Raw genomic sequence first — 20,147 nt, 5'->3', positions numbered from 1 at the left:
GAACAGCAGCCTGCATCAATTGCGACAGCCTTGAGAAGGCGGGGCACCAACCAGTCTGGTAAACTGGTGCATGTCCACTGTCCTGATTCTGGCTCTCCTGATCGGTACGCCCATCTGGTTGCTGGTGCAGTTTTCCAGGGTGCGTTCTGAGCTGGACCGAAAGGGGCGGTCGGTTGAGCCCCTCACGGGCGCCCTGTTTTTTGAGGGCCAGCAGCGAGCCCGTGAGGGCCTGAAAGCCCGCCCCGACTGACCTCAGGGCCGGCTGTGCACGGAAGACAGCCAGCTCTGCTTGCTCTCTTCGTAAGCCCTCTGACGGCATTCCTCCCCACTTCGCGCCACTCTCGCCTTATGCCGCCTCGCCCCATCCCGCCTGGCCCAGGCCAGGAAAGTGTCTGGGCCTACCCGCGCCCGCCCCGTCTGGAAAGCACGCCCCGCCGCTTGCAGGTGTGGCTGGGCGGCGTGCTGGTGGCCGACACCACCGCCGGCTTTCGCGTGCTGGAAACCAGCCACCCGCCCACCTACTACCTGCCCCGCGCGGCCTTTGTGGCTGGCGTGCTGTCACCCGCGCCGGGCCGCAGCGTCTGCGAGTGGAAGGGCGAAGCCTCGTACTGGACGCTGAGCGCCGGAAGCCGCACCGAGGTGGCAGCAGGCTGGAGTTACGAGCAGCCTACGCCTGCTTTTGCCGCGCTGGCCGGCGCCGTGGCGGTGTATGCCGGGCGCATGGACGAATGCCGGGTGGATGGCGTGCCTGCCTTGCCGCAGCCGGGCGGCTTTTACGGCGGCTGGATCACGCCGGATGTGGTGGGGCCGTTCAAGGGGGAGCCGGGAACATGGGGCTGGTAAAGGCGGCCAGTGGGGGAGGCGCAGGGGCCTTTCCACCTGGGAACTGAACCGGTTTTTCCGAACGGCTCAACCGAAATCGCCCGCCTTGCTACCCTGGCCCCATGACCGACGCTGCTCTCCGCACAAAACTGACGGCCCTGGCTCCGGCGCTGCGGCACTTTCACTCGGCGCTGCTGGACTTTGCCAAAGGGGAATACGAGTTCATGCACGGCCCCGTGGGCGGCCCCTTCGAGCTGTATTCGCTGGTGATGAACCACCCACAGTTTCAGTGGCTGCGGCCCCTATCGGGCCTGATGGCCACGCTGGACGAGGTGCTGGACGCTAAGGACACGCCGCTGACCGAGCGCAACCTCAGTGACGTGCGTCAGGCGCTGGGCCTGCTGTTTGCTGACACCGACACCCGCTTTGCCGAATTCCGCGCTGGCTATGGCCGCGCCAAAGGCGACGCCCGCGTGCGCGAAACCGAGGCGAAGTGGCGGGAACTGCTCAGCGGCCTGGAGGCTTAACTTGAAGCTGATGGCCGCGCTGGGCAATCCGGGCAGCGGGTACGCCCAGACCCGGCACAACGTGGGCTGGCTGGTCGCTGACGAACTGGTCCGCCGCGCCGGAACCGCCTGGCGCAAAGAAGGCAAGGACGCCGAGGTCGCCGAGCTTCGCCTGGGGCCAGCGCCCGGCGTCAAGGTGCTGCTGGTCAAGCCGCAGACCTTTATGAACGCGGCGGGGAAGGCCGTGGCGCCGCTGATGTCGTTTTACAAACTGGAGGGCCCCGACCTGCTGGTGCTGCAAGACGACCTCGACAGCCCCTTTGGGCTCCTGAAGGTGCGGCTGGGCGGGCGGCACGGGGGGCAAAACGGCCTGCGCGACATCATCCGGCTGCTGGGCCACGAGGACTTCGCCCGGCTGAAAATTGGAATTTCGCGCCCGCCCGCCGGCTGGGCCGTCAGCGACTGGGTGCTGAGCAGGTGGCGAGAGGACGAAGCCGCCCCCCTGGCAGAGCTGGTGCGCCTGGGGGCCAACGCTGCCGAAACCTGGGCTGCATCTGGACTGGCCGAGGCCCAGCAGGCTTACAACAGCACCGACCTGCGCCCGAAACCTCCCGCGCCTGCGCCCAGCCCGGCGCATACTGAGCTCCGTGCCACAACCGAAAAAGAAGGCGAACAAGACCGCCCAGCTGGAGCAGACCCCGGCCCAGCCCCTGCCTGAACTGCGCCTGGACGTGCTGATGAGGCTGTCTGACCTGCCCGGCGTTCCCGGTCAGGAGGACGCGGTGCGCGACTTCGTGCTGCGCGAACTGGACGGCCTGGCCGACGAGGTGCGGGTCGACGCTCTGGGCAACGTCATCGCCCGCCGAGCCGCCCGGCCCGCCGCAGACGGCCAGGTGCCCGAGCGCGTCATGGTCTCGGCCCACATGGACGAGATCGGGTTTCTGGTGCGGTTTATTGATGACCAGGGCTTCCTGCGCGTGCAGGCCCTGGGCGGCTTTGACACCCGTAACCTCTTTGCCCGGAACGTCACCGTCCATGCGCGGGGCGGCGCGCTGCCCGGCATTCTGACGCCGGGCGGCAAGCCGGTGCATATTGCCAGCCCCGAGGAACGCAAGAAAATCCCCGAGGTCAAGGAGTTCTTCATTGACCTAGGCCTCAGCGCCGATGAGGTCCGCGCCCAGGTGCGGGTGGGCGACATGGTGACCCTCGACCAGACCGCCCGCCGCGTAGGCCGCCTGGTCTGCGGCAAGGCGATGGACGACCGCGCCAGCGTCTTTCTGCTGCTCGAAACCCTGCGCGCCCTGAAAGGCGCCCCTCCCCGGCACGAGGTCATCGCGGTGTTCAGCACCCAGGAGGAGGTGGGCCTGCGCGGCGCCATCACGGCGGCGTATGGCGTGCAGCCCACGGTGGGCATCGGCCTAGACGTCACCCTGGCGGTGGACACCCCTGGCGTGGCCCCCGACGAGGCGGTGACCCGGCTGGGCGAAGGGATCGGCATCAAGGTGTTTGACTCCACCATGATTTCCCACCGGACGTTAGTAGATGAGTTCTGGGATCTGGCGCAGGCCCAGGACATTCCCGCTCAGCTTGAGGTGCTGGCGCTGGGCGGCACCGACGGCGCGGCCATTCAGCGCAGCAGAGGCGGCGTGCCCACCCTGACCCTCAGCCTCCCCACCCGCTATATCCACACGGTGGTTGAGGCCGTCCACACCGACGACCTCGCCGCTGGGCGCGCGCTGCTGCTGGCGTACCTGGGCTAGGGGGCCAAGCGTCAAGATTCGCTTCAGACCTGTGGGGGCAACGGGGAGGAGCGCGGGCGCGTAATAGAGCAGGTATGGAACTCCTCTCTGGGCTGCTGTCCTCGCTGGGCCTGTCGGGTGCGGCGGGCCTGAACGCCTATATTCCGCTGCTGCTGGTGGGGCTGCTCTCCCGCTTTGGGGTCATGGACCTGGCGGCTCCCTTTGACCTGCTGGGCAACACCTGGGTGCTGCTCGGGGTGGCAGTAATTGGCGCCCTGGACTTCGTGGGCGACAAGATTCCGGGGGTGGACCACGCGCTGCATCTGCTGGGCGGCGTGGTGAACACGGCAGCGGGCGCTGTCCTGTTTGCCGCCCAGACCGGCGTGGCCGATGTGCCCCCGGCGCTCAGCATGGCGCTGGGACTGCTGGTGGCGGGCGGTGTTCATGCCACGCGCACAGCGGCGCGTCCAGTCGCCACCGCTACGACGGGCGGCCTGGCCAACCCGGTGGTCAGTGGCCTGGAGGACGGCACCAGTCTGCTGCTGAGCGTGCTGGCCGTCTTCGTGCCGCTGCTGGCCGTCATCTTGCTCGTGACGTTGGTGGTCGTGGCCTACCGCTTCTGGACCCGAATACGCAGGCGCCCGCGAGCGACTTAAACCCCTAAGTGAAAGAGGAGGCCCCAGCAGGCCTCCTTTTTTCAGCTTGTTTGGAGAAGGGGAGGTCTCGCGCACGGTCAGCTCTGACCTGAAGCAGCAACTGCTGCTCAATTTGCAAAATGTTCCCAAAAATCTAGTCAAATAGATAAAACAATTTTGACACTTTGCATAGCTGTCCGTACACTCGCGGTATGCAGGGATGCGAGCGCTGCAAATTGAGTGCCAAAAAGGAGACGCCATGAAAATGGTCACGGCGGTCATCAGGCCCGAACGGGTCCAGCAGGTCAAAGAGGCGCTGTTTCAGGCGGGCATCAGCGGCATCACGCTGTCGCGTGTCAGTGGACACGGCGGCGAACAGGAGGTTATCGAGCATTACCGGGGCACCCGCGTGATGATCGAGTTCCGCGACAAGGTCGAAATCCGCATGGCCGTCAGCGAGCCATTTGTCGAGGCCGCCATTCAGGCCATCTGCAAGGGCGCCCGCACCGGCGAGGTCGGTGACGGCAAGATTTTCGTTCAGCCGCTGGAGCAGGTGTACCGCATCCGCACCGGCGAGCGCGACGCCGCCGCCCTGACCCCCGTGACCGAAACCCGGCTGAGCCCCGCCTGACAGGAGGCCCCACATGAACCTGAGAACTGCTCTTGCCCTGCTGCCCCTCCTGGGGGCCAGCGCCCTGGCGCAAACCGAAGCGCCGACCCTGAACACCGGCGACACGGCCTGGATGCTGGTGGCCTCGGCGCTGGTGCTCCTGATGACGCCGGGCCTGGCCTTTTTCTACGGGGGCCTCAGCCGCACCCAGAGCGTGCTGAACACCATGATGATGAGTGTGGTGTCCATCGGCCTGGTGGGCGTGCTGTGGCTGCTGGCCGGCTACTCCATCGCCTTCGGGCCCGGCGGCGGCGACCTAGTGGGCACCTTGGTCAACGCTGGGCTCTCGGGCCTGAGTAATGGCCTGACCGGCACCATTCCCACCTACGTCTTTGCGGCGTTTCAGGCCATGTTCGCCATCATCGCCGTGGCGCTCATCAGCGGCGCCGTGATCGAGCGCATGCGCTTTGGGGCCTTCCTGCTGTTTGGGGGCCTCTGGAGCCTGCTGATTTACTCGCCGCTGGCCCACTGGGTCTGGAGCAGTGACGGCTGGCTGTTCAAGCTGGGCGCCCTGGACTTCGCGGGCGGCACCGTTATTCACATTGCCGCCGGGGTCAGCGGGCTGGTGGCCGCCGCGGTGCTGGGCGCCCGCCTGGGCTATCCCAGGGCCGTGCACATTCCCCACAACGTGCCGTTCGTGCTGCTGGGCGCGGGCCTGCTGTGGTTCGGCTGGATGGGCTTTAACGCGGGCAGCGCCCTGGCGGCCAACCAGACAGCCGCCCTGGCCTTTCTCACGACCCTCGTGGCCCCCGCCGCTGCCATGCTGACCTGGCTGGGCCTGGAAAGCATGCGCGCCGGCAAACCCACCGCCGTGGGCGCCGCCACCGGCCTGGTCGTGGGGCTGGTCGCCATCACCCCCGCCTGCGCCTTTGTCAGCCCCGCCGCCGCCGTGCTGGTGGGCGTGCTGGGCGCCGCCGCCAGCTTCGGTGCCGTGCAGCTCAAGCACCGCCTGGGCGCCGACGACGCGCTGGACGTTTTTGCCTGCCACGGGGTCGCTGGGATCGTGGGCGCCGTCCTGACGGGCGCCCTGGCCTGGACCACGGGGGCTGGCAAGCCCGTGGGCGAGCAGCTGCTGATTCAGCTGCTGGGTGTGGGCGCCGCCGTGGCCTACACCGGGGTCGGCTCGTTCGTTCTGCTCAAATTGGTGGGCCTGGTGACGCCGCTGCGCGTGCCGGCCAGTCAGGAGGTTGCCGGTATGGATGTCAGCGCCCACAGCGAGCAGGGCTACTCGGACAGTGAAACCGGTCTGGGCGCTCCCGTGTTCGTGGGCGGCGACTGAGCCGCAGTCTTTCCTCGCCCCTCTTCTGCACGGCCCCTTCCTCTTTGCCCCTCCACGTTCGCTGGCCCCCGACCGCATCCCGGGGGCCAGCTTCTGTTGGGCGCTGCAGGGGCAGGGGCGGGCCGCAGGCGGCGTGGGCCTCTGGGCGCCAGGCCCAGGACAGGGCACTTTCACTGCTGAGTTTCAGACGCCTGACCCCCGTGTGATCGGCGTTCAGGGACGCTTGACCTACCGGGGGCCTTGGGGGGCTGTGTTACGATGGGCCCCGAGTCTGACACAACGGTTACCAGGGTCGGGCCACCGAAAAACTCACCGCACCCCCGCCACACCCCATGACGTTCATGGGGCGCTTGACCGGGGTGCTTGAGTCACGAAGGGAAAGGAGGAGTGAGTTTTGGACGTCTCAAGTCGAGTCTTAAGTGAGCTGGCCAGCCGTGAAGCGGCGCTGGACGCGCAGATCGAAGCGGCGCGCACTCAGGCGCAGCAGGCCGTGGACGCTGCCGAGGCGCAGGCCGCCGGCATCCTGCGGGATGCGGAAGCTCAGGTCAAGGCCATGCAGGCCGAGCACGAGCAGAAGCTCTCGGCCGAGATGCTGTCGATCCGTGACACGGCCCGCACCCAGGCGCAGTCGGACGCCGCGCAGACCCGCGCGCGCGCCGAGGGCAAGCTGGCGCAGGCCGTGGACACGATCATGAGGGCGGTGCTCCCGTGATCAACCCCATGCAGCAGGTGGTGGTCGCCGGCCGTCAAAGTGACAGCCGCGCGGTCATGCAAGCCCTGCAACAAGCGGGCGTGCTGCATATCGTGCCCCTGGAAGCCCAGGGTTTTCAGAGTGGGCCCCTGTCGGGCCAGGCCGCCGAAGAGCGGCGCGACACCGAGCGTCTGCTCGCCCGCGCCGAAAGCACCCTGGGGGAACTGGACGCCTCGCGCGCACCCCGCGCCGCCCTGCCCGCTGAAAGCGAGTGGAGCGCCGTGGTCGAGCAGGCCGCCGGTCCCGCGGCGGCCCTGAGTGAGCGCGAAGTCGAGCTGCGCGCCGATCTGGACACCCAGCGCAGCTACGGCGAGGTCGTCTCTGCCCTGGCCCGCGCGGCGGGTGGCCTGGACCGCAGCGCGCGCCTGAGCCTGCTGCCCCTCACCGTGGAAACGGCCGCTGAATTGCAGGCGGCCCAGAACGCCCTGGAAGCCGAGCTGCCGGGGCGCTTTGCCCTGGGGACGGAGCGCGTCAGTGACCGCCTGACGGCCGTGGTCGTGGCGGTGCTGCGCACCGAGCGCGACCGCGCCCGCGTGGCGCTGGGCAAGGCCCGCCTGGGCGAACTGCGCCTGCCGGGCCGCTTCGAGCGCCTGCCGCTGTCCGAAGTGGCTGCGGCCTTTGAGCAGGTCACCCGCACCGCGCCCCAGGCGCTGGAGCAGGTCCAGGCCGAGAAGGGCGCCCTGGCCAAGCAACACGGCCCGCTGCTGGCGGCCATTCGTGACGCCCTGGCCGACCGCGTGGGCATCGATGACGCCCGCGCCCAGACGGCGCGCGGCAAGTACGGCTTCGTGCTGCAGGGCTACGTCCCGGCCGACCGCGTGGCCGACCTGCAGGGCGTCCTCGCACCTTTCAAGAACAGCGCGACCTTCGAGCTGCATCATGTGGACGCCCACCACGGCGACGGGGTGCCGGTGCAGCTCAAAAACAGCAGCTACACCGAGAACTTCGAGTTCATGCTGAACATTTCGGACCCGCCCAAGTACGGCACCTTCGATCCTTCGTGGATCGTGGCGTGGTTCTTCCCGCTGTTCTTCGGCTTTATTGTCGCGGACATCGGCTTTGGTCTGGTCTTCCTGCTGGCGGCCCTCTGGGGCCTGGGCAAGGCGCGCCGCGGCGAGAGCCTGCCGATTGGCCTGCTGGGCATCACCCTGGACCCCGCGACCCTTAAGCGCGTGGGCGTGGTGCTGCGCACCATGTCGCTCTGGGCGATTGCCTGGGGCGTGGCCACCGGCGAATTCTTCGGTAACGTGCTGGAAAAGCTGCATGTCTTCTTCTACGATCCGGCCCTGATTCAGCGGGTCTGGGGCGTGCAGTTCAGCGAACTGACCATTGAACACCTGCAGGAAGAAGGCCACCTCAAGGGCCTGATTCCCATCATCTTCCCGCGCGTGCAGTCGGACTTCTCGAACACCATCATGCTGCTGTGCATCGCCGTGGGCGTGATTTTCATGCTCTGGAGCTGGGGCCTCAAGGCGCAGCTGACCTGGAAGCACAAGCACATGCACCACTTCTGGGAAGCGGTGGGCATGCTGGGCGGCCTGGTGGGCCTGATTCTGCTGGCCTACATCTCTAAGGCGGGCCAGAACTTCGGCGCGCTGGGCAACTTCGCTGATCCCCTGGTGCTGGTCATGCTGGTCGGCTTCGTGGTCTTCGTCGTGGGCCTGATCGCCAGCAAGACGCCGCTGATGCTCATCGAGCTGCTGTCCAACGGCGGCAACATCATCTCCTTTACCCGTTTGTTCGCGGTGGGTGTGGCGGCCGCCATTCTGGCCAACCTCGCCACCGATGTCGGCTGGGGTCTGGGCGGCGTGCTGCCGATCATCGGGCCGCTGCTGGGCATCGTGCTGGGCATCCTGGTGCACACCTTCCTGTTCGTCCTGACCATCCTGGGCCACGTCATGCAGCCCATCCGTCTGGTCTGGGTCGAGTACCTCAATCCCACCGGCTTCTACCAGGAAACCGGCGTTCGCTACTCGCCTTTCGCCCCCGCTGCCCGTAAATAAGTTCCGGAGGAATCACATGAAAAATACTGCTTTTGCCGCTGCCAAGTACCTGCCCGCCCTCACCGCCATGACCCTGTTCGGCTCTGCCTTCGCGCAGGAAGCCGCGGGCGGCGACGCCGGCGCCACCGCTGCGGGCCTCAAGGCCATCGGCGCTGGTCTGGCCCTGGGCCTGGGCGCCGTGGGCACCGGTCTGGCGCAGGGCCCTATCGGCGCCGCCGCTGCTGGCGTCGTGGCCGAGCGCCCCGAGAAGTTCGGTCAGATGGCCATCTGGTTCTTCATCCCGGAAACCCTGGTGATCTTCGGCTTCGTCGGCTTCTTCCTGCTGCGCGGTTAAGGTCGCCATGAGCCTAGGTGACATTCTCGAAACCGAAATTCAGGGCGAAATCGCGCGCATCCGCGCCGATGGGCAGGCCCGTGCGGACCAGATCGTGGCCCAGGCGCAGGAACGCGCCCGCACCATGGTCGACAGCCGCCAGCGCGCCCTGCAAAGCGACTACGCTGCCGGGCTGACCCGCGCGCGCAGCGCGGCTGACCTGGATGCCAACGCCCAGCGCCTCTCGGCGGGCGATACCCTGCAGGTTCAGGCCTTTCAGGCCGCTGAACAGACCCTGCAAGAGGTCACGACCGTCGCTGAATATCCGCAGATTCTCGCCCGTCTGATTGACGAGGGCCTCCAGGCCCTGCCAAGCGCCCAGGTGGTCGAGGCCGCCAGCGCCGAGCACGCGGCCGTGCATCAGGCCCTGGCCCAGCTGGGCCGCTCGCTGGACGTGCGCGTCAACGAGCAGGTCAAGACGGGCGTGCGCCTGGTGGGCGAAGGCGGCAAGACCAGCGTGCAGAACACCCTCCTGGGTCGTCTGAACGCGGGCCGCGCCGACCTGAGCGCCCAGGTGTCCCGCCTGCTCGCCGAGCAGTAAAGGGGGAAAGCAGTGAATAACCCCTACGGGTATATCAACGGCCGCGTGCGCATGATGCGCACCGCTCTGGTCGAGTCTCGGGCGCTGGATGAAGCCGCCAGCACCGTGAACTACCAGGAATTCCTGCGGCAGATCAGCGAGACGCCGCTGCGCGAGGACCTGGGCGACGCCACCGCCCAGGGCGCGGGCCTGGGTCAGCTGGACGAGGCCCTGAGCCGCAACTACCTGCGCTCGGTAGCGCACCTGCGCTCGATTGCCACCGGGCAACCCGCCCGTGAAATCGAAGCCCTGCTGCTGCGCTACGACCTGCAAAACGTCAAGACGCTGGTGCGCGGCGTGCTGACGGGCCGCCAGGCCGACGACATCGTCGCCGGTCTGATTCCCGCCGGCACCATGCCCTGGCCCGTACTGCAAGGCGCGGCTCAGAGTGCAGATGTGCCCAGCTTGGCCCAGACCCTGTCGGTGGCTGGGGGCAAGATCGGCCAGATTCTGCGTGCCGCTGTGGCGGGCGGGGCCAGCAGCCTGCTGGACCTCGAAGTGGCCCTGGACCAGGGGTATTACCGCGCGGTGCTGGCGGGTGTGCGCGGCACCAACGTGCGGCGCTACTTCACCCGCGAGATCGACATTCGCAACCTGCTGATCGCGCGCCAGCTGCGCGGCGGCGCCCCCAATGCCCGGTACTTCATTCCGGGCGGGCGGGACGTCACCGAGAGCGACTTCCTGCGCATTGCTGGCGGCGACAACAGCGTGTCAGCCCAGGACCTGCAGGCCGTGACCGAGGCCGTGGACCTGGGGACAGCCGAAGCCATTGCCCGGCGTCTGCTGGACGAAGCCAGCCGCAACGTAGCGATGGCCGACGCGCTGGGTCCCGGCGTGGCGCTGGACTACCTGCGCCGCAAGGAGCAGGAGATTGCCCGCATGCGCCTGATCGGCCGCGCCAAGTACTACGGCCTGAGCAAGGACGAGCTGGCAAAGGAGCTGGAAGGTGCGTAAAGTCGTCGTTCTGACCGACCACGAAACCGCCACGGGCTTCCGCCTGGCGGGCGCCGAGGTGGTGGACACCACCCCCGAAGCGGCCCAGCGCGAACTGGAACGCCTGATCACGGAAGGGGACTACGGCCTGGTGGCCGTGGACACCGGCCTGATTCCGGACCCGGCCACCGCCACGGCCCGCGTGATGCGCGGCCGTGACCTGCCGATCCTGCTGCCGATTCCGAGCCTGAAAGACGCTTTTAACCCCGATACGGTGGACGCCAAGGCCTACATGGGCAAACTGGTGCGCGACACGATTGGGTTCGATATCAAACTGTAAAGATGTCAAAGCGCTAGACGGTCAAAGGGTCTAAGGACGAGACCACAAATGCGGTGTGTCTTCTTCCCTAGACTCTGAGACCCCAAAGCCTTTTCGACCTCTTCTCAAGGAGACTTAAATGACGCAACAGCAAAAGGGCGTCGTGCAGAGCATCGCCGGGCCGGCCGTGATTGCGGACGGCATGTACGGTGCCAAGATGTACGACATCGTGCGCGTGGGCCAGGAGCGCCTCGTGGGCGAGATTATCCGCCTGGACGGCAACACCGCCTTCGTGCAGGTGTATGAAGACACCTCGGGCCTGACCGTGGGCGAGCCGGTGGAAACCACCGGGCTGCCCCTGAGCGTGGAACTGGGGCCAGGGATGCTCAACGGCATCTACGACGGCATTCAGCGCCCCCTCGACAAGATCCGTGAAGCCTCGGGCGACTTTATCGCGCGCGGCATCGAAGTGAGCAGCCTCAACCGCACCCAGAAGTGGTCCTTCACGCCCAGCGTGCAGGCCGGCGACAGCGTGACGGGCTCCAGCATTCTGGGCACGGTCCCCGAATTCTCCTTCACCCACAAAATCCTGACGCCTCCCGAAGTGCGGGGCAAACTGCGCATGGTGGCGCCCGCTGGCGAGTACACCATTGACGACACCATCGCGGAACTGGAAGACGGCACCAAGCTGCGCCTGGCCCACTACTGGCCCGTGCGCGCGCCCCGTCCTGTCCAGAAGAAGCTCGACCCCAGCCTGCCGTTCCTGACCGGGATGCGCATTCTGGACGTGCTGTTTCCCCTGGTCATGGGCGGCGCCGCGGCGATCCCTGGGCCCTTCGGCTCGGGCAAGACCGTGACCCAGCAGTCGGTGGCCAAGTACGGCAACGCCGACATCGTGGTGTACGTGGGCTGCGGCGAGCGCGGCAACGAGATGACCGACGTGCTGGTGGAATTCCCCGAACTGGAAGACCCCAAGACCGGCGGGCCCCTGATGCACCGCACCATCCTGATCGCCAACACCTCGAACATGCCGGTGGCCGCCCGTGAAGCCTCGGTGTACACCGGCATCACGCTGGCCGAGTACTTCCGCGACCAGGGCTACAGCGTGTCGCTGATGGCTGACTCCACCAGCCGCTGGGCCGAGGCGCTGCGCGAAATCAGCTCCCGCCTGGAAGAAATGCCCGCTGAAGAAGGCTACCCGCCCTACCTGGGCGCCAAGCTGGCGGCTTTCTACGAGCGCGCCGGAGCCGTAACGACCCTGGCCGGCGAAGACGGCGCGGTGTCCGTGATTGGCGCCGTGAGCCCCGCCGGCGGCGACATGTCCGAGCCCGTGACCCAGGCCACACTGCGTATTACCGGCGCCTTCTGGCGTCTGGACGCCGGTCTGGCCCGCCGCCGCCACTTCCCCGCGATCAACTGGAACGGCTCGTACAGCCTGTTCACGCCGATCCTCGACAAGTGGTACCGCCAGAACGTGGGCGAGGACTTCCCCGAACTGCGCCAGCGCATCGGCAACCTGCTGCAGCAGGAAGCCGCGCTGCAAGAAGTGGTGCAGTTGGTGGGTCCCGACGCGCTGCAGGACAACGAGCGCCTGATTATTGAGGCCGGCCGCATGCTGCGCCAGGACTTCCTGCAGCAAAATGGCTTTGACCCGGTGGACGCCTCGGCCTCCATGCCCAAAAACTACGGCCTGATGAAGATGTTCCTGAAGTTCTACGACGAAGCCGACACGGCCCTCAAGGGCGGCGCGACCATCGACGAGATCATCCAGAACCCTGTCATTGAGAAGCTGGCCCGCGCCCGCTACGTCCATGAAAACGAGTTCATGGCCTACGGCGAAGGCGTGATGGACGAGCTGCACACCACCTTCAAGGGAGTGAAAGCGTGACCCTTCTTCAGAAGGAATACAACGACGTCGCGTACATCTCGGGTCCGCTGCTGTTCGTGAACGCGGCCAGCGACTTGGCGTACGGCGCCATCGTGAACATCAAAGACGGCTCGGGCCGCGTCCGTGGCGGTCAGGTCATCAGCGTGACCGACCAGAACGCCGTGATTCAGGTGTTCGAAGAAACCCGTGGTCTGGACCTGGCGACTGCCAGCGTGAGCCTCGTGGAAGACGTGGCCCGCCTGGGCGTCAGCAAGGAAATGATCGGCCGCCGCTTTGACGGCCTGGGCCGCCCCATTGACGGCCTGCCCGAAGTGGTTGCGGAAAAGCGCCTGAGCATCAACGGCCAGGCCATGAACCCGGCCGCCCGCGCCAAGCCCGAAGAGTTCATTCAGACCGGCATCTCCACCATTGACGTGCAGACCAGCCTGATTCGTGGCCAGAAGCTCCCGATTTTCTCGGGCAGCGGTCTGCCTCACAACGAACTGGCCGCGCAGATTGCCCGTCAGGCCAAGGTGCCCGGTCACGAAGGCGACTTCGCCGTGGTGTTTGCGGCGATGGGCCTGACCCAGCGCGAAGTGTCGTTCTTCACGCAGGAATTCGAGCGCACCGGCGCGCTGGCCCGCAGCGTGCTGTTCCTGAACAAGGCCGACGACCCCGCCGTGGAGCGTCTGCTGACCCCCCGCATGGCCCTGACCACCGCCGAGTACCTGGCCTTCGAGCACGGCTACCACGTGCTGGTGATCCTGACCGACCTGACGAACTACTGCGAGGCGCTGCGTGAAATCGGCGGGGCCCGCGAAGAGATTCCCGGTCGCCGCGGCTTCCCCGGCTACATGTACACCGATCTGGCGAGCCTCTACGAGCGCGCCGGCGTGGTGGACGGCAAGCCCGGCTCGGTCACCCAGGTGCCGATCCTCTCGATGCCCGACGACGACATCACCCACCCCATCCCCGACCTGACCGGCTACATCACCGAAGGTCAGATCGTGGTGGACCGCACCCTGAACTCCAAGGGCGTGTTCCCGCCGATCAACCCGCTGCCCAGCCTCAGCCGCCTGCAAGGCAACGGCATCGGCAAAGGCAAGACCCGCGCGGACCACAAGAACATCTCGGACCAGCTGTTCGCGGCCTACGCCAACGGGCTGGACCTGCGCAAGCTGGTGGCCATCACGGGTGAAGACGCCCTGACCGACACCGACAAGCTGTACCTGCGCTTTGCCGATGACTTCGAGCAGTACTTCATCGGCCAAGGTGGCCAGGACCGCAGCATCGAAGACAGCCTGACGGTCGCCTGGGGCATTCTCTCCAAGCTGCCCCAGAGCCAGCTGACCCGCGTGTCCAAGGACTCCATCGATAAGTACTACGGCACCAAGATGGACGAGATGTGGAAGGGCAGCCGGAGCATGGGCTAACCTAGACCCAGATGGGAGGGGCGCTCTGTCCTTCCCAACTTCACCCACCTGGGAGGTGAATATGTATGGCAGGACAGATTAGCCCCACCCGCAGCGCCCTGCTGGCCAGCAAGGCCGGCCTCAAGACGGCGTCCGGCGGCGCCGACCTGCTCAAGCGCAAGCGCGACGCCCTGATCGGTGAGTTTTTTGCTCTGGTCAAAGACGCGCTGGCCGCCCGCGAGCAGCTGTCGGGCGTCAGCAAGGGCGCCTACACCAGCCTGTTCGGGGCCAAGGCCTGGGACAGCCCGGAAGCCGTTGAAAGCCTGAGCCTGGCGGGCAGCAGCGATTACACCGTGGATATGCAGATTGACAGCGTCTACGGCGTGAAGGTGCCCCGCATCAGCATCCCTGAGCGGGGTCAGAGTGCGACGTTCAGCCCGATCAATGTTGGCGCACGCACGATTCAGGCGGCGACCGACTTTGGCGGTGTGATGGAAGCCATCGTGAAGGTCGCGGCGACCGAAACGAAGCTGCGCCGCATCGGCGAGGAAATCAAGAAGACCAGCCGGCGTGTGAACGCCCTGGAGCAGATTGTGATCCCCGGCATTGAGGACGACATCCGCTTTATTCGCAGTGTGCTGGACCAGCGCGAGCGCGAAGCCAGCTACACCCAGAAAAAGATCAAGGCCAAGATTGAGGCCAAGGCTGAAGGCCAGAAGGCCAGCAAGCAGGACGCCCAGAGCGGGAACCACGGCTCTGCGGCCGACTAAAACCCTCTTCTTTGCCCCCAGCGTCTCCAGGCCTGTCCTGGGGGCGTTTTGCTATGGACTCTGGTCGAACCGTTGGTGTCATTGATTCATTTCCAGCAGATTTGGGAAGCGGCGCAGTCGGGTGGACAGGAGGCTCCTCCGGGCCTGGGGTTGATAGCCCGCTGCTGTGCCGATTTCAGAACGACACCCAATCCGGTCTACAGCTTGGCCACCGCCCCGGCCAGGTTCGCCCTTGCTGACGCTTCCAGCTCTGCAAACTCTGGCGTCGAGAAAATTCGCTCCCGCTTCAGGAAGCTTTGTAGGACCTTGCGTCGGCCCAGGCGGTACAGCGGCCCGGGCACGACGTGGCGGTATTCCTGCCGGATGGCCTGGTCGTAGGCCGCGAAGTCGGCGGGAGCGGCCCCCAGAACGCTCAGGTCGGCGTCTACCAGCAGCGCTTCATCGCGCGTGGCCGGCAGGGCTTTGTGCTGGGTCGCCAGAATCAGGGTGCGGACCTCGGCCACCAGAGCGGCGTCCGCCCCCTGCTCGGTCAGCCACTCGCCAAAGACCTGGGCGCTGCGGGCCTCGTTGTCACCCGCACGCGGGTCGTAGATCAGGTCGTGGCCCCAGACGGCCAGAGCCAGGGTGGGGGAGAGGACGCCCCGGCGGCGCAGCGCGTCCAGTACTGCCTCCACATGCGCCGCGTTGTGGTAGGCCCGGTGCGCTTCAGCGTAAAAGGGGCGGGCGTAGTGTTCGGCCGCCGTCAACAGGGCGTCCACGCCCCCTTACCCGTGGCGGGCGGCCAGCGCCGCGCCGATCACGCCCGCGTTGCCGCCCAGTTGGGCGCGGCGGATGGTGACGGGCGCAAAGCCCTGCGCGTATTCGTCGGCCGCCGCCTGCACACCGTGAAAGAAATAGTCGCCCACGCTGGCCACGCCGCCGCCCAGCACGAAGACCTCGGGGTCAATGGTTTTTTGCAGGTCAGCCAGGGCAATGCCGATGTGGCGCATGGCCTGGCTGACCACCCGCCGGGCGCCGGGATGACCCTGCTGCGCCAGACCAAAGGCCTCGGCGGTGGTCACGTCGCGGTTGAGGGCGTAACTGGCGTCGCGCGCGATGGCCGTGCCGCTGGCCACTGCCTCCAGGGCGCCGTCCAGCCCCGCGCCGCTGACCGGGCCGCCCGGCAGGGCGGTGACATGCCCAATCTCGCCGGCAATGCCGTGCCGCCCGCGCCAGATGCGCCCGTTCAGCACGATGCCCGAGCCAATGCCGGTGCTGACCGTCACGTAAATGCTGCTCTCGGCGCCGCGCGCCGCGCCCAGGTGGGCCTCGGCCAGGGCCGCCGCCTTGGCGTCATTTTCCAGCACGGCGCGCTGCCCCAGGCGGTCGCGCAGGCCGTCCACCAGCGGCACATCGGTAAAGCCGTAGATGTTGGGCGCAAACTTGACGCGGGTGCGGTCGGCATTCAGCGGTCCTGGAATCCCCACGCCGATCAGGCGGGCCTCGGGGTGGCGCTCCTGAAGGCGCCTGACCTCGCCGGCAATAGCGTCCAGCACGGCCTTCCAGCCTGTTTCGGGGGTGGGGACGACATGGGGGTCGTGTAGCTCGTCGCCGCGCAGCACGCCGCTGGCGATCTTGGTGCCGCCCACGTCAATGCCAATGCTGATGGATTCGGGAGAAAAAGACTGACTCATGTGCGCTCCAGAAGAAAAGGCAAGGCGCGCCGCGCCGGCGGGCACCAGGACAGAAGGACAGAAAAACTCTTCCGAAACTTTACCCGAAGCGCTTCCACGGCTTGCCGCGCTCGTCTGGAAAGGCGGCGGGGGGTGATCAACGGTTCAGCGAGAAGAGGCCGGGTTACGCCTCGTTCGCCGGGTCTTCATCCAGCCCCAGCAGAGTCAGCGCCTCGGGCAGTTGCACCTCGGGCACATACAGGCCCACGTCGCCCAGGTAACCGCCGGTTTCAATTTCAATCACGGGGCTGCTCATGGACCACTGAAAGGGCGTGCGGACCACGCTGACCACCCCGCCGGCCGACAGGGTGCGCCGCCAGCCCTCGGCGAGCAGACGCGGCAGGGTGTCCAGCCGCACCCAGGGGTCGCCCTGATACAGCACGCGGTCCTCGTAGGCGGCCTGGCCCCTCACGGGCGGACCAGCCACGGGGCCACCTGGGCCTTAAGTTCTTCGGGCAGAGGTTCGGGGCGGCCCTGGTCGTCCACCCGCACCACCACGGAACGCGAAAAGGCGCAGGGCACCTGATCCGCCAGAATCCGGGACACGCTGGTCCAGCTGGTGCGGCCGGTGCGCTCGACCAGCGTTTCGATCAGCACCCGCTGGCCAGGGCGGATATCCCGCACATAGTCCAGTTCCAGCCGCGCCAGCACCGAGCGCCCGGCCAGTTCAATGCCCAGATCACGCGCCAGTGCCAGGCGGGCCACCTCCAGAAATTCGGCGTAGCGGGCGTTGTTGACGTGGCCCATGGCGTCCAGATCGCCGTAGCGCAGCTGAATCTCGGTGTGGTGGGCGTCGCCCCAGTTCAGTTCGGGCACGCGCCCGGTGGCCGCGCCCTGCTCAGGCTTCCCAGTCATGCGGCCCAGTGTAGCCCCGCCGCCCTTTTCCCACCTGTGCAGGGTGCGGGAACGCTATGCTGCCGGGCGTGATACGGGCTGCCGTCTGTTGTGTTGACCACCCGGAACAGGGCCGAGGTGCCCACTCTATGCCCGTCAGTCTGCGGGTGCTCCTACTCGCTTTGCCCAGATTGAATCGTCTGTCCAGACGGTGGGGTCGGCGTTCAGATGAGTGACACTCCCCCCCCGCCCCTGCCGGCGCGGCGCGTCTGGTGGCGGCGCCTTCAGCGCCTGCCCCTGAGCATGATGGTGGCCAGCGTGCTGGCGGCGCTGGGCATCGTGCAGCTAAGTTTTCAGCTGGGGCACCTGGCCTACCGCAGTGTGGTCTGGTCGGCGCAGACCCGCGAGACGCTAGACCGGGTGGCGCTGCTGGAAGGCGACGTGCGGGTGCTCAAAGACGCCATCCAGGCTGCCAGTGACCCGGCCTACTTGGAACAGCTGGCCCGCTGCGAGGGCTACGTGGGCAAGACCGAGCAGGTCATCGTGTCCAGCACCGCCCCAGTCCGGCCGCCCGCACCGGGCACCATCTGTAAGGCGCTGCGGCTCCCATAAGCCGGGGGACGGGCACGCTTCTGGCCGTCCACTTCCCTTAGGCCACGCTGAGCGTGGACCTCAGAGCGGTTGAGGGTTGATGACCTTCACCACTCTGAGACGGACAAAGTGAGCGGAACTTGCAGCCTCAACGGCAATAAGAGGCGTGCCCTCCTCCCCAAGGCAGCGCTGGTAGCCCCTCTCAGTTCACCCGGCCCAGAATCATGGGCTCAGGGGTTGGGGCGGCGGCGCTGATGCTCAGGCCAGCGTCCAGCAGTGTCTGGGCGGTGTCCAGGCCCCGGCCTTCCCGGTGGTAGATGCGCAGCACTGCCTCGCCGGCCGCCACCGCTTCGCCGGGCTTTTTCAGCAGCTCGACACCGACGCCGTGGTCAATGGCCTCGCCCTTCCGTTCACGGCCGCCGCCCAGCGCCAGCACGGCGCGGCCCACCGCCAGCGCGTCAACCTTCTCTACGAAGCCGGCGGTGGGCGCCGTCACGTCGGCGCGGCCGGGGGCCACGTCAAACCGGGTGGGGTCATCCACGTAGGCCGGGTTGCCCCCCTGCGCGGCCACGAAAGCGCGGAAGCGCTCCAGGGCGCTGCCGTCTTGTAGGGTCTGCCGGGCACGCGCCTCGGCCCCCGCCTGAGTCTCACCATGGGCGACGAGGGCTTCAACGGCCAGCGCCACACACAACTCGGTCAGGTCGTGGGGCCCCTGGCCGCGCAGGGTGTCCAGGGCTTCTTGCACCTCCAGGCTGTTGCCCGCCATGTGCCCCAGTGGCGTGTCCATGTCGGTCAGCACGGCGCGCACCTGCCGCCCGGCGCGGGTGCCGATGTCCACCATCGCGCGCGCCAAGCCCTGCCCCGCCTCCAGGGTGCGCATAAAGGCCCCGGCGCCGACCTTCACGTCCAGCACGACGGTATGCGCGCCCGAAGCGAGTTTCTTGCTCATGATGGAACTGGCAATCAGCGGCAGGCAGTCCACGGTGGCGGTCACGTCGCGCAGGGCGTACAGCTTGCCGTCGGCCGGGGCGAGGTCCTTGCTCTGGCCCACCAGCGCGAGACCGATCTCCTGCGCCTGGCGCAGAAACTGTTCCTCGCTCAGCTCCGAGGTCCAGCCGGGAATGCTTTCCAGCTTGTCAATGGTGCCGCCGGTGTGCGCCAGGCCGCGCCCACTCATCTTGGCGACGGTCAGGCCCAGCGCTGCCAGCATGGGCGTCAGGATCAGGCTGGTCTTGTCGCCGACGCCGCCCGTGGAATGCTTGTCCACGGTGCGTTCCAGGCCCGCCAGGTTCATGAGGTCGCCGCTCTCGGCCATCACCACCGTCAGGTCGGCGGTTTCCTGTTCGGCCATGCCGCGCAGGTACACGGCCATCAGCCAGGCGCTCATCTGGTAGTCGGGCACCTCGCCGCGCGTGTAGCCCAGCACCAGCTGCTCCAGGTCGGCGCGGCTGTGGCTCTCGCCGTCGCGCTTCTTGCGAATCAGGTCAGGAATGTTCAGAGCGGTCACAGGCCAGTGTACGCCGGGGCCAGCAGAGGCGGACAGGGAAGGCGCGCAGGGCTGCGGTCCGGGCCGCCGAACCGGCTTACAGTAAGGCATGACCATCACGACCGAAAGCGACCTGAGAGGCATGCAGCGCGCGGGGCAGGTGGTGGCCGAGACGCTGCGCGCGCTCCGGGCGGCCATCCGCCCCGGCGTCACCCCGGCCGAGCTGGACGCGCTGGCCGGTCAGGTCTTTGAACGCCACGGCGCCCAGTCGGCCCCCCGCATGACCTACCAGGCCCCGGTCAACGTCTTTATCAGCGTCAATGACGACATCGTGCATGGTCTGCCGACACGCCGCCCGCTGGCGGCTGGGGACGTGGTGAGCCTGGATGTCACGCCTTTTGTCCACGGCTACATCGCTGACGCGGCGGTAACCGTGGCGGTGCCGCCGGCCTCGCCTGTGGTGATGCGGCTGATTGACTGCACCGAGGCGGCCTTCCAGGCGGGCATGGGCGCCGCGACCGCTGGGCGGCCGGTCCATGCCATCGGGCAGGCGGTCGAAACGGAGGTTAAGCGCCGGGGCTTTACAGTGCTGCGCGATCTCTTTGGACACGGGGTTGGCCGCGCCATCCATGAGGAACCAAACGTTCCGAATTACTACCGTCCGCAGGACCGGAAGAAACTGCACGAAGGGCTGGTCATTGCCGTGGAGCCGATGGTGTCCACTGGCCGCTCGCACCGGGTCAGGACGCGTCGGGACGGCTGGACCCTGAGCACCACGGACGGTGGCCTGGCCGCCCATTTTGAGCATACGGTCATGATTACCAAGGAGAAGCCGCTGATTCTGACGGCCTGAGCGTTGTTGGTG

Annotated in this window: 24 protein-coding genes; 19 read left to right on the top strand and 5 right to left on the bottom strand. The window is 67.2% G+C overall.

The window, feature by feature from the left end; genetic code table 11:
- Positions 1–70: 70 nt before the first annotated feature.
- The 17 genes from GO986_RS17160 (at position 71) to GO986_RS17080 (ending at position 14,659) form a co-directional block, all read left to right on the top strand.
- Positions 71–250, top strand: a complete 180-nt coding sequence (locus GO986_RS17160) for a hypothetical protein (RefSeq protein WP_157460522.1) — start codon at positions 71–73, stop codon at positions 248–250.
- 98 nt (positions 251–348) lie between these two features.
- A complete protein-coding gene (locus GO986_RS17155; protein WP_157460521.1) occupies positions 349–843 on the top strand; it encodes a DUF427 domain-containing protein in 495 nt (164 codons plus the stop codon).
- A 101-nt stretch (positions 844–944) separates the two neighbouring features.
- On the top strand, positions 945–1,349 hold the full coding sequence (locus GO986_RS17150; protein ID WP_157460520.1) for a cytochrome P450 family protein: 405 nt from the start codon (positions 945–947) through the stop codon (positions 1,347–1,349).
- Position 1,350: 1 nt separating this feature from the next.
- A complete protein-coding gene (gene pth / locus GO986_RS17145) occupies positions 1,351–2,046 on the top strand; it encodes an aminoacyl-tRNA hydrolase (protein WP_157460519.1) in 696 nt (231 codons plus the stop codon).
- A complete protein-coding gene (locus GO986_RS17140) occupies positions 1,976–3,088 on the top strand; it encodes a M42 family metallopeptidase (RefSeq protein WP_369409447.1) in 1,113 nt (370 codons plus the stop codon). Before pth ends, GO986_RS17140 begins: the two co-directional genes overlap by 71 nt.
- 74 nt (positions 3,089–3,162) lie before the next feature.
- Complete coding sequence (locus GO986_RS17135) at positions 3,163–3,723, top strand: DUF4126 domain-containing protein (protein ID WP_157460518.1); 561 nt, start codon at positions 3,163–3,165, stop codon at positions 3,721–3,723.
- 238 nt (positions 3,724–3,961) lie between these two features.
- Complete coding sequence (locus GO986_RS17130; RefSeq protein WP_198170767.1) at positions 3,962–4,333, top strand: P-II family nitrogen regulator; 372 nt, start codon at positions 3,962–3,964, stop codon at positions 4,331–4,333.
- Between the two features lie 13 nt (positions 4,334–4,346).
- The gene (locus GO986_RS17125; protein WP_157460517.1) at positions 4,347–5,651 is read left to right on the top strand and encodes an ammonium transporter; all 1,305 of its coding nucleotides are present in this window, start codon (positions 4,347–4,349) and stop codon (positions 5,649–5,651) included.
- 394 nt (positions 5,652–6,045) lie between these two features.
- The gene (locus GO986_RS17120) at positions 6,046–6,363 is read left to right on the top strand and encodes a V-type ATPase subunit subunit G family protein (RefSeq protein WP_157460516.1); all 318 of its coding nucleotides are present in this window, start codon (positions 6,046–6,048) and stop codon (positions 6,361–6,363) included.
- Positions 6,360–8,405 (top strand): V-type ATP synthase subunit I, encoded by a 2,046-nt coding sequence (locus tag GO986_RS17115; protein ID WP_369409446.1) that lies wholly within the window; start codon positions 6,360–6,362, stop codon positions 8,403–8,405. Before GO986_RS17120 ends, GO986_RS17115 begins: the two co-directional genes overlap by 4 nt.
- 16 nt (positions 8,406–8,421) lie before the next feature.
- Positions 8,422–8,739: an ATP synthase subunit C-like protein gene (locus tag GO986_RS17110; protein WP_157460515.1), complete on the top strand. Its 318-nt coding sequence runs from the start codon at positions 8,422–8,424 to the stop codon at positions 8,737–8,739.
- Positions 8,740–8,746: 7 nt separating this feature from the next.
- Complete coding sequence (locus tag GO986_RS17105; protein WP_157460514.1) at positions 8,747–9,319, top strand: V-type ATP synthase subunit E; 573 nt, start codon at positions 8,747–8,749, stop codon at positions 9,317–9,319.
- Positions 9,320–9,331: 12 nt separating this feature from the next.
- Positions 9,332–10,312, top strand: coding sequence for a V-type ATPase subunit (locus GO986_RS17100; RefSeq protein ID WP_369409445.1), 981 nt, complete (start codon positions 9,332–9,334; stop codon positions 10,310–10,312).
- On the top strand, positions 10,305–10,631 hold the full coding sequence (locus GO986_RS17095; RefSeq protein WP_224573290.1) for a V-type ATP synthase subunit F: 327 nt from the start codon (positions 10,305–10,307) through the stop codon (positions 10,629–10,631). The genes GO986_RS17100 and GO986_RS17095 overlap by 8 nt, the downstream gene beginning before the upstream one ends.
- A gap of 118 nt (positions 10,632–10,749) precedes the next feature.
- Positions 10,750–12,498: a V-type ATP synthase subunit A gene (locus tag GO986_RS17090; RefSeq protein WP_157460513.1), complete on the top strand. Its 1,749-nt coding sequence runs from the start codon at positions 10,750–10,752 to the stop codon at positions 12,496–12,498.
- Positions 12,495–13,910 (top strand): V-type ATP synthase subunit B, encoded by a 1,416-nt coding sequence (locus GO986_RS17085; protein ID WP_224573287.1) that lies wholly within the window; start codon positions 12,495–12,497, stop codon positions 13,908–13,910. The genes GO986_RS17090 and GO986_RS17085 overlap by 4 nt, the downstream gene beginning before the upstream one ends.
- Positions 13,911–13,975: 65 nt before the next feature.
- The gene (locus GO986_RS17080) at positions 13,976–14,659 is read left to right on the top strand and encodes a V-type ATP synthase subunit D (protein ID WP_157460512.1); all 684 of its coding nucleotides are present in this window, start codon (positions 13,976–13,978) and stop codon (positions 14,657–14,659) included.
- Positions 14,660–14,856: 197 nt separating this feature from the next.
- Here GO986_RS17080 and GO986_RS17075 read toward each other — a convergent pair whose 3' ends face one another.
- The 4 genes from GO986_RS17075 to GO986_RS17060 form a co-directional block, all read right to left on the bottom strand.
- On the bottom strand, positions 14,857–15,417 hold the full coding sequence (locus GO986_RS17075; protein WP_369409444.1) for an HD domain-containing protein: 561 nt from the start codon (positions 15,415–15,417) through the stop codon (positions 14,857–14,859).
- Positions 15,418–15,423: 6 nt separating this feature from the next.
- On the bottom strand, positions 15,424–16,332 hold the full coding sequence (locus GO986_RS17070; protein WP_157460511.1) for an ROK family protein: 909 nt from the start codon (positions 16,330–16,332) through the stop codon (positions 15,424–15,426).
- Positions 16,333–16,495: 163 nt separating this feature from the next.
- A complete protein-coding gene (locus GO986_RS17065; RefSeq protein WP_369409443.1) occupies positions 16,496–16,798 on the bottom strand; it encodes a hypothetical protein in 303 nt (100 codons plus the stop codon).
- A complete protein-coding gene (locus GO986_RS17060) occupies positions 16,780–17,226 on the bottom strand; it encodes an acyl-CoA thioesterase (RefSeq protein ID WP_157460510.1) in 447 nt (148 codons plus the stop codon). The genes GO986_RS17065 and GO986_RS17060 overlap by 19 nt, the downstream gene beginning before the upstream one ends.
- 207 nt (positions 17,227–17,433) lie before the next feature.
- Here GO986_RS17060 and GO986_RS17055 point away from each other — a divergent pair, with 207 nt between their 5' ends.
- Positions 17,434–17,817 carry a cell division protein FtsB gene (locus GO986_RS17055; protein ID WP_157460509.1) on the top strand — a complete coding sequence of 128 codons (384 nt, stop codon included), beginning with the start codon at positions 17,434–17,436 and terminating at the stop codon, positions 17,815–17,817.
- Between the two features lie 181 nt (positions 17,818–17,998).
- Here the strand turns inward: GO986_RS17055 and GO986_RS17050 are convergent, their stop codons facing one another.
- The gene (locus GO986_RS17050; protein WP_369409442.1) at positions 17,999–19,303 is read right to left on the bottom strand and encodes a thymidine phosphorylase; all 1,305 of its coding nucleotides are present in this window, start codon (positions 19,301–19,303) and stop codon (positions 17,999–18,001) included.
- Between the two features lie 88 nt (positions 19,304–19,391).
- On the opposite strand from GO986_RS17050, the gene map reads away from it, so the two are divergent.
- Positions 19,392–20,135 carry a type I methionyl aminopeptidase gene (gene map / locus GO986_RS17045; RefSeq protein ID WP_157460507.1) on the top strand — a complete coding sequence of 248 codons (744 nt, stop codon included), beginning with the start codon at positions 19,392–19,394 and terminating at the stop codon, positions 20,133–20,135.
- Positions 20,136–20,147: the final 12 nt, after the last annotated feature.

The organism is Deinococcus arboris (genome assembly GCF_009755355.1).
GTDB classification, from domain to species: Bacteria; Deinococcota; Deinococci; order Deinococcales; family Deinococcaceae; genus Deinococcus; species Deinococcus betulae.
Note: the sequence above shows the minus strand (reverse complement) of the source record. Positions and strands in the feature narration are given on the sequence as shown.

Coding starts and splice junctions, on each gene's coding strand:
- GO986_RS17155 (WP_157460521.1), top strand. CDS start 349: ATGCCGCCTCGCCCCATCCCGCCTGGCCCAGGCCAGGAAAGTGTCTGG.
- GO986_RS17130 (WP_198170767.1), top strand. CDS start 3,962: ATGAAAATGGTCACGGCGGTCATCAGGCCCGAACGGGTCCAGCAGGTC.
- GO986_RS17110 (WP_157460515.1), top strand. CDS start 8,422: ATGAAAAATACTGCTTTTGCCGCTGCCAAGTACCTGCCCGCCCTCACC.
- GO986_RS17070 (WP_157460511.1), bottom strand. CDS start 16,332: ATGAGTCAGTCTTTTTCTCCCGAATCCATCAGCATTGGCATTGACGTG.
- GO986_RS17160 (WP_157460522.1), top strand. CDS start 71: ATGTCCACTGTCCTGATTCTGGCTCTCCTGATCGGTACGCCCATCTGG.
- GO986_RS17080 (WP_157460512.1), top strand. CDS start 13,976: ATGGCAGGACAGATTAGCCCCACCCGCAGCGCCCTGCTGGCCAGCAAG.
- GO986_RS17125 (WP_157460517.1), top strand. CDS start 4,347: ATGAACCTGAGAACTGCTCTTGCCCTGCTGCCCCTCCTGGGGGCCAGC.
- GO986_RS17105 (WP_157460514.1), top strand. CDS start 8,747: ATGAGCCTAGGTGACATTCTCGAAACCGAAATTCAGGGCGAAATCGCG.
- GO986_RS17055 (WP_157460509.1), top strand. CDS start 17,434: ATGAGTGACACTCCCCCCCCGCCCCTGCCGGCGCGGCGCGTCTGGTGG.
- GO986_RS17150 (WP_157460520.1), top strand. CDS start 945: ATGACCGACGCTGCTCTCCGCACAAAACTGACGGCCCTGGCTCCGGCG.
- GO986_RS17135 (WP_157460518.1), top strand. CDS start 3,163: ATGGAACTCCTCTCTGGGCTGCTGTCCTCGCTGGGCCTGTCGGGTGCG.
- GO986_RS17060 (WP_157460510.1), bottom strand. CDS start 17,226: ATGACTGGGAAGCCTGAGCAGGGCGCGGCCACCGGGCGCGTGCCCGAA.
- GO986_RS17090 (WP_157460513.1), top strand. CDS start 10,750: ATGACGCAACAGCAAAAGGGCGTCGTGCAGAGCATCGCCGGGCCGGCC.
- map (WP_157460507.1), top strand. CDS start 19,392: ATGACCATCACGACCGAAAGCGACCTGAGAGGCATGCAGCGCGCGGGG.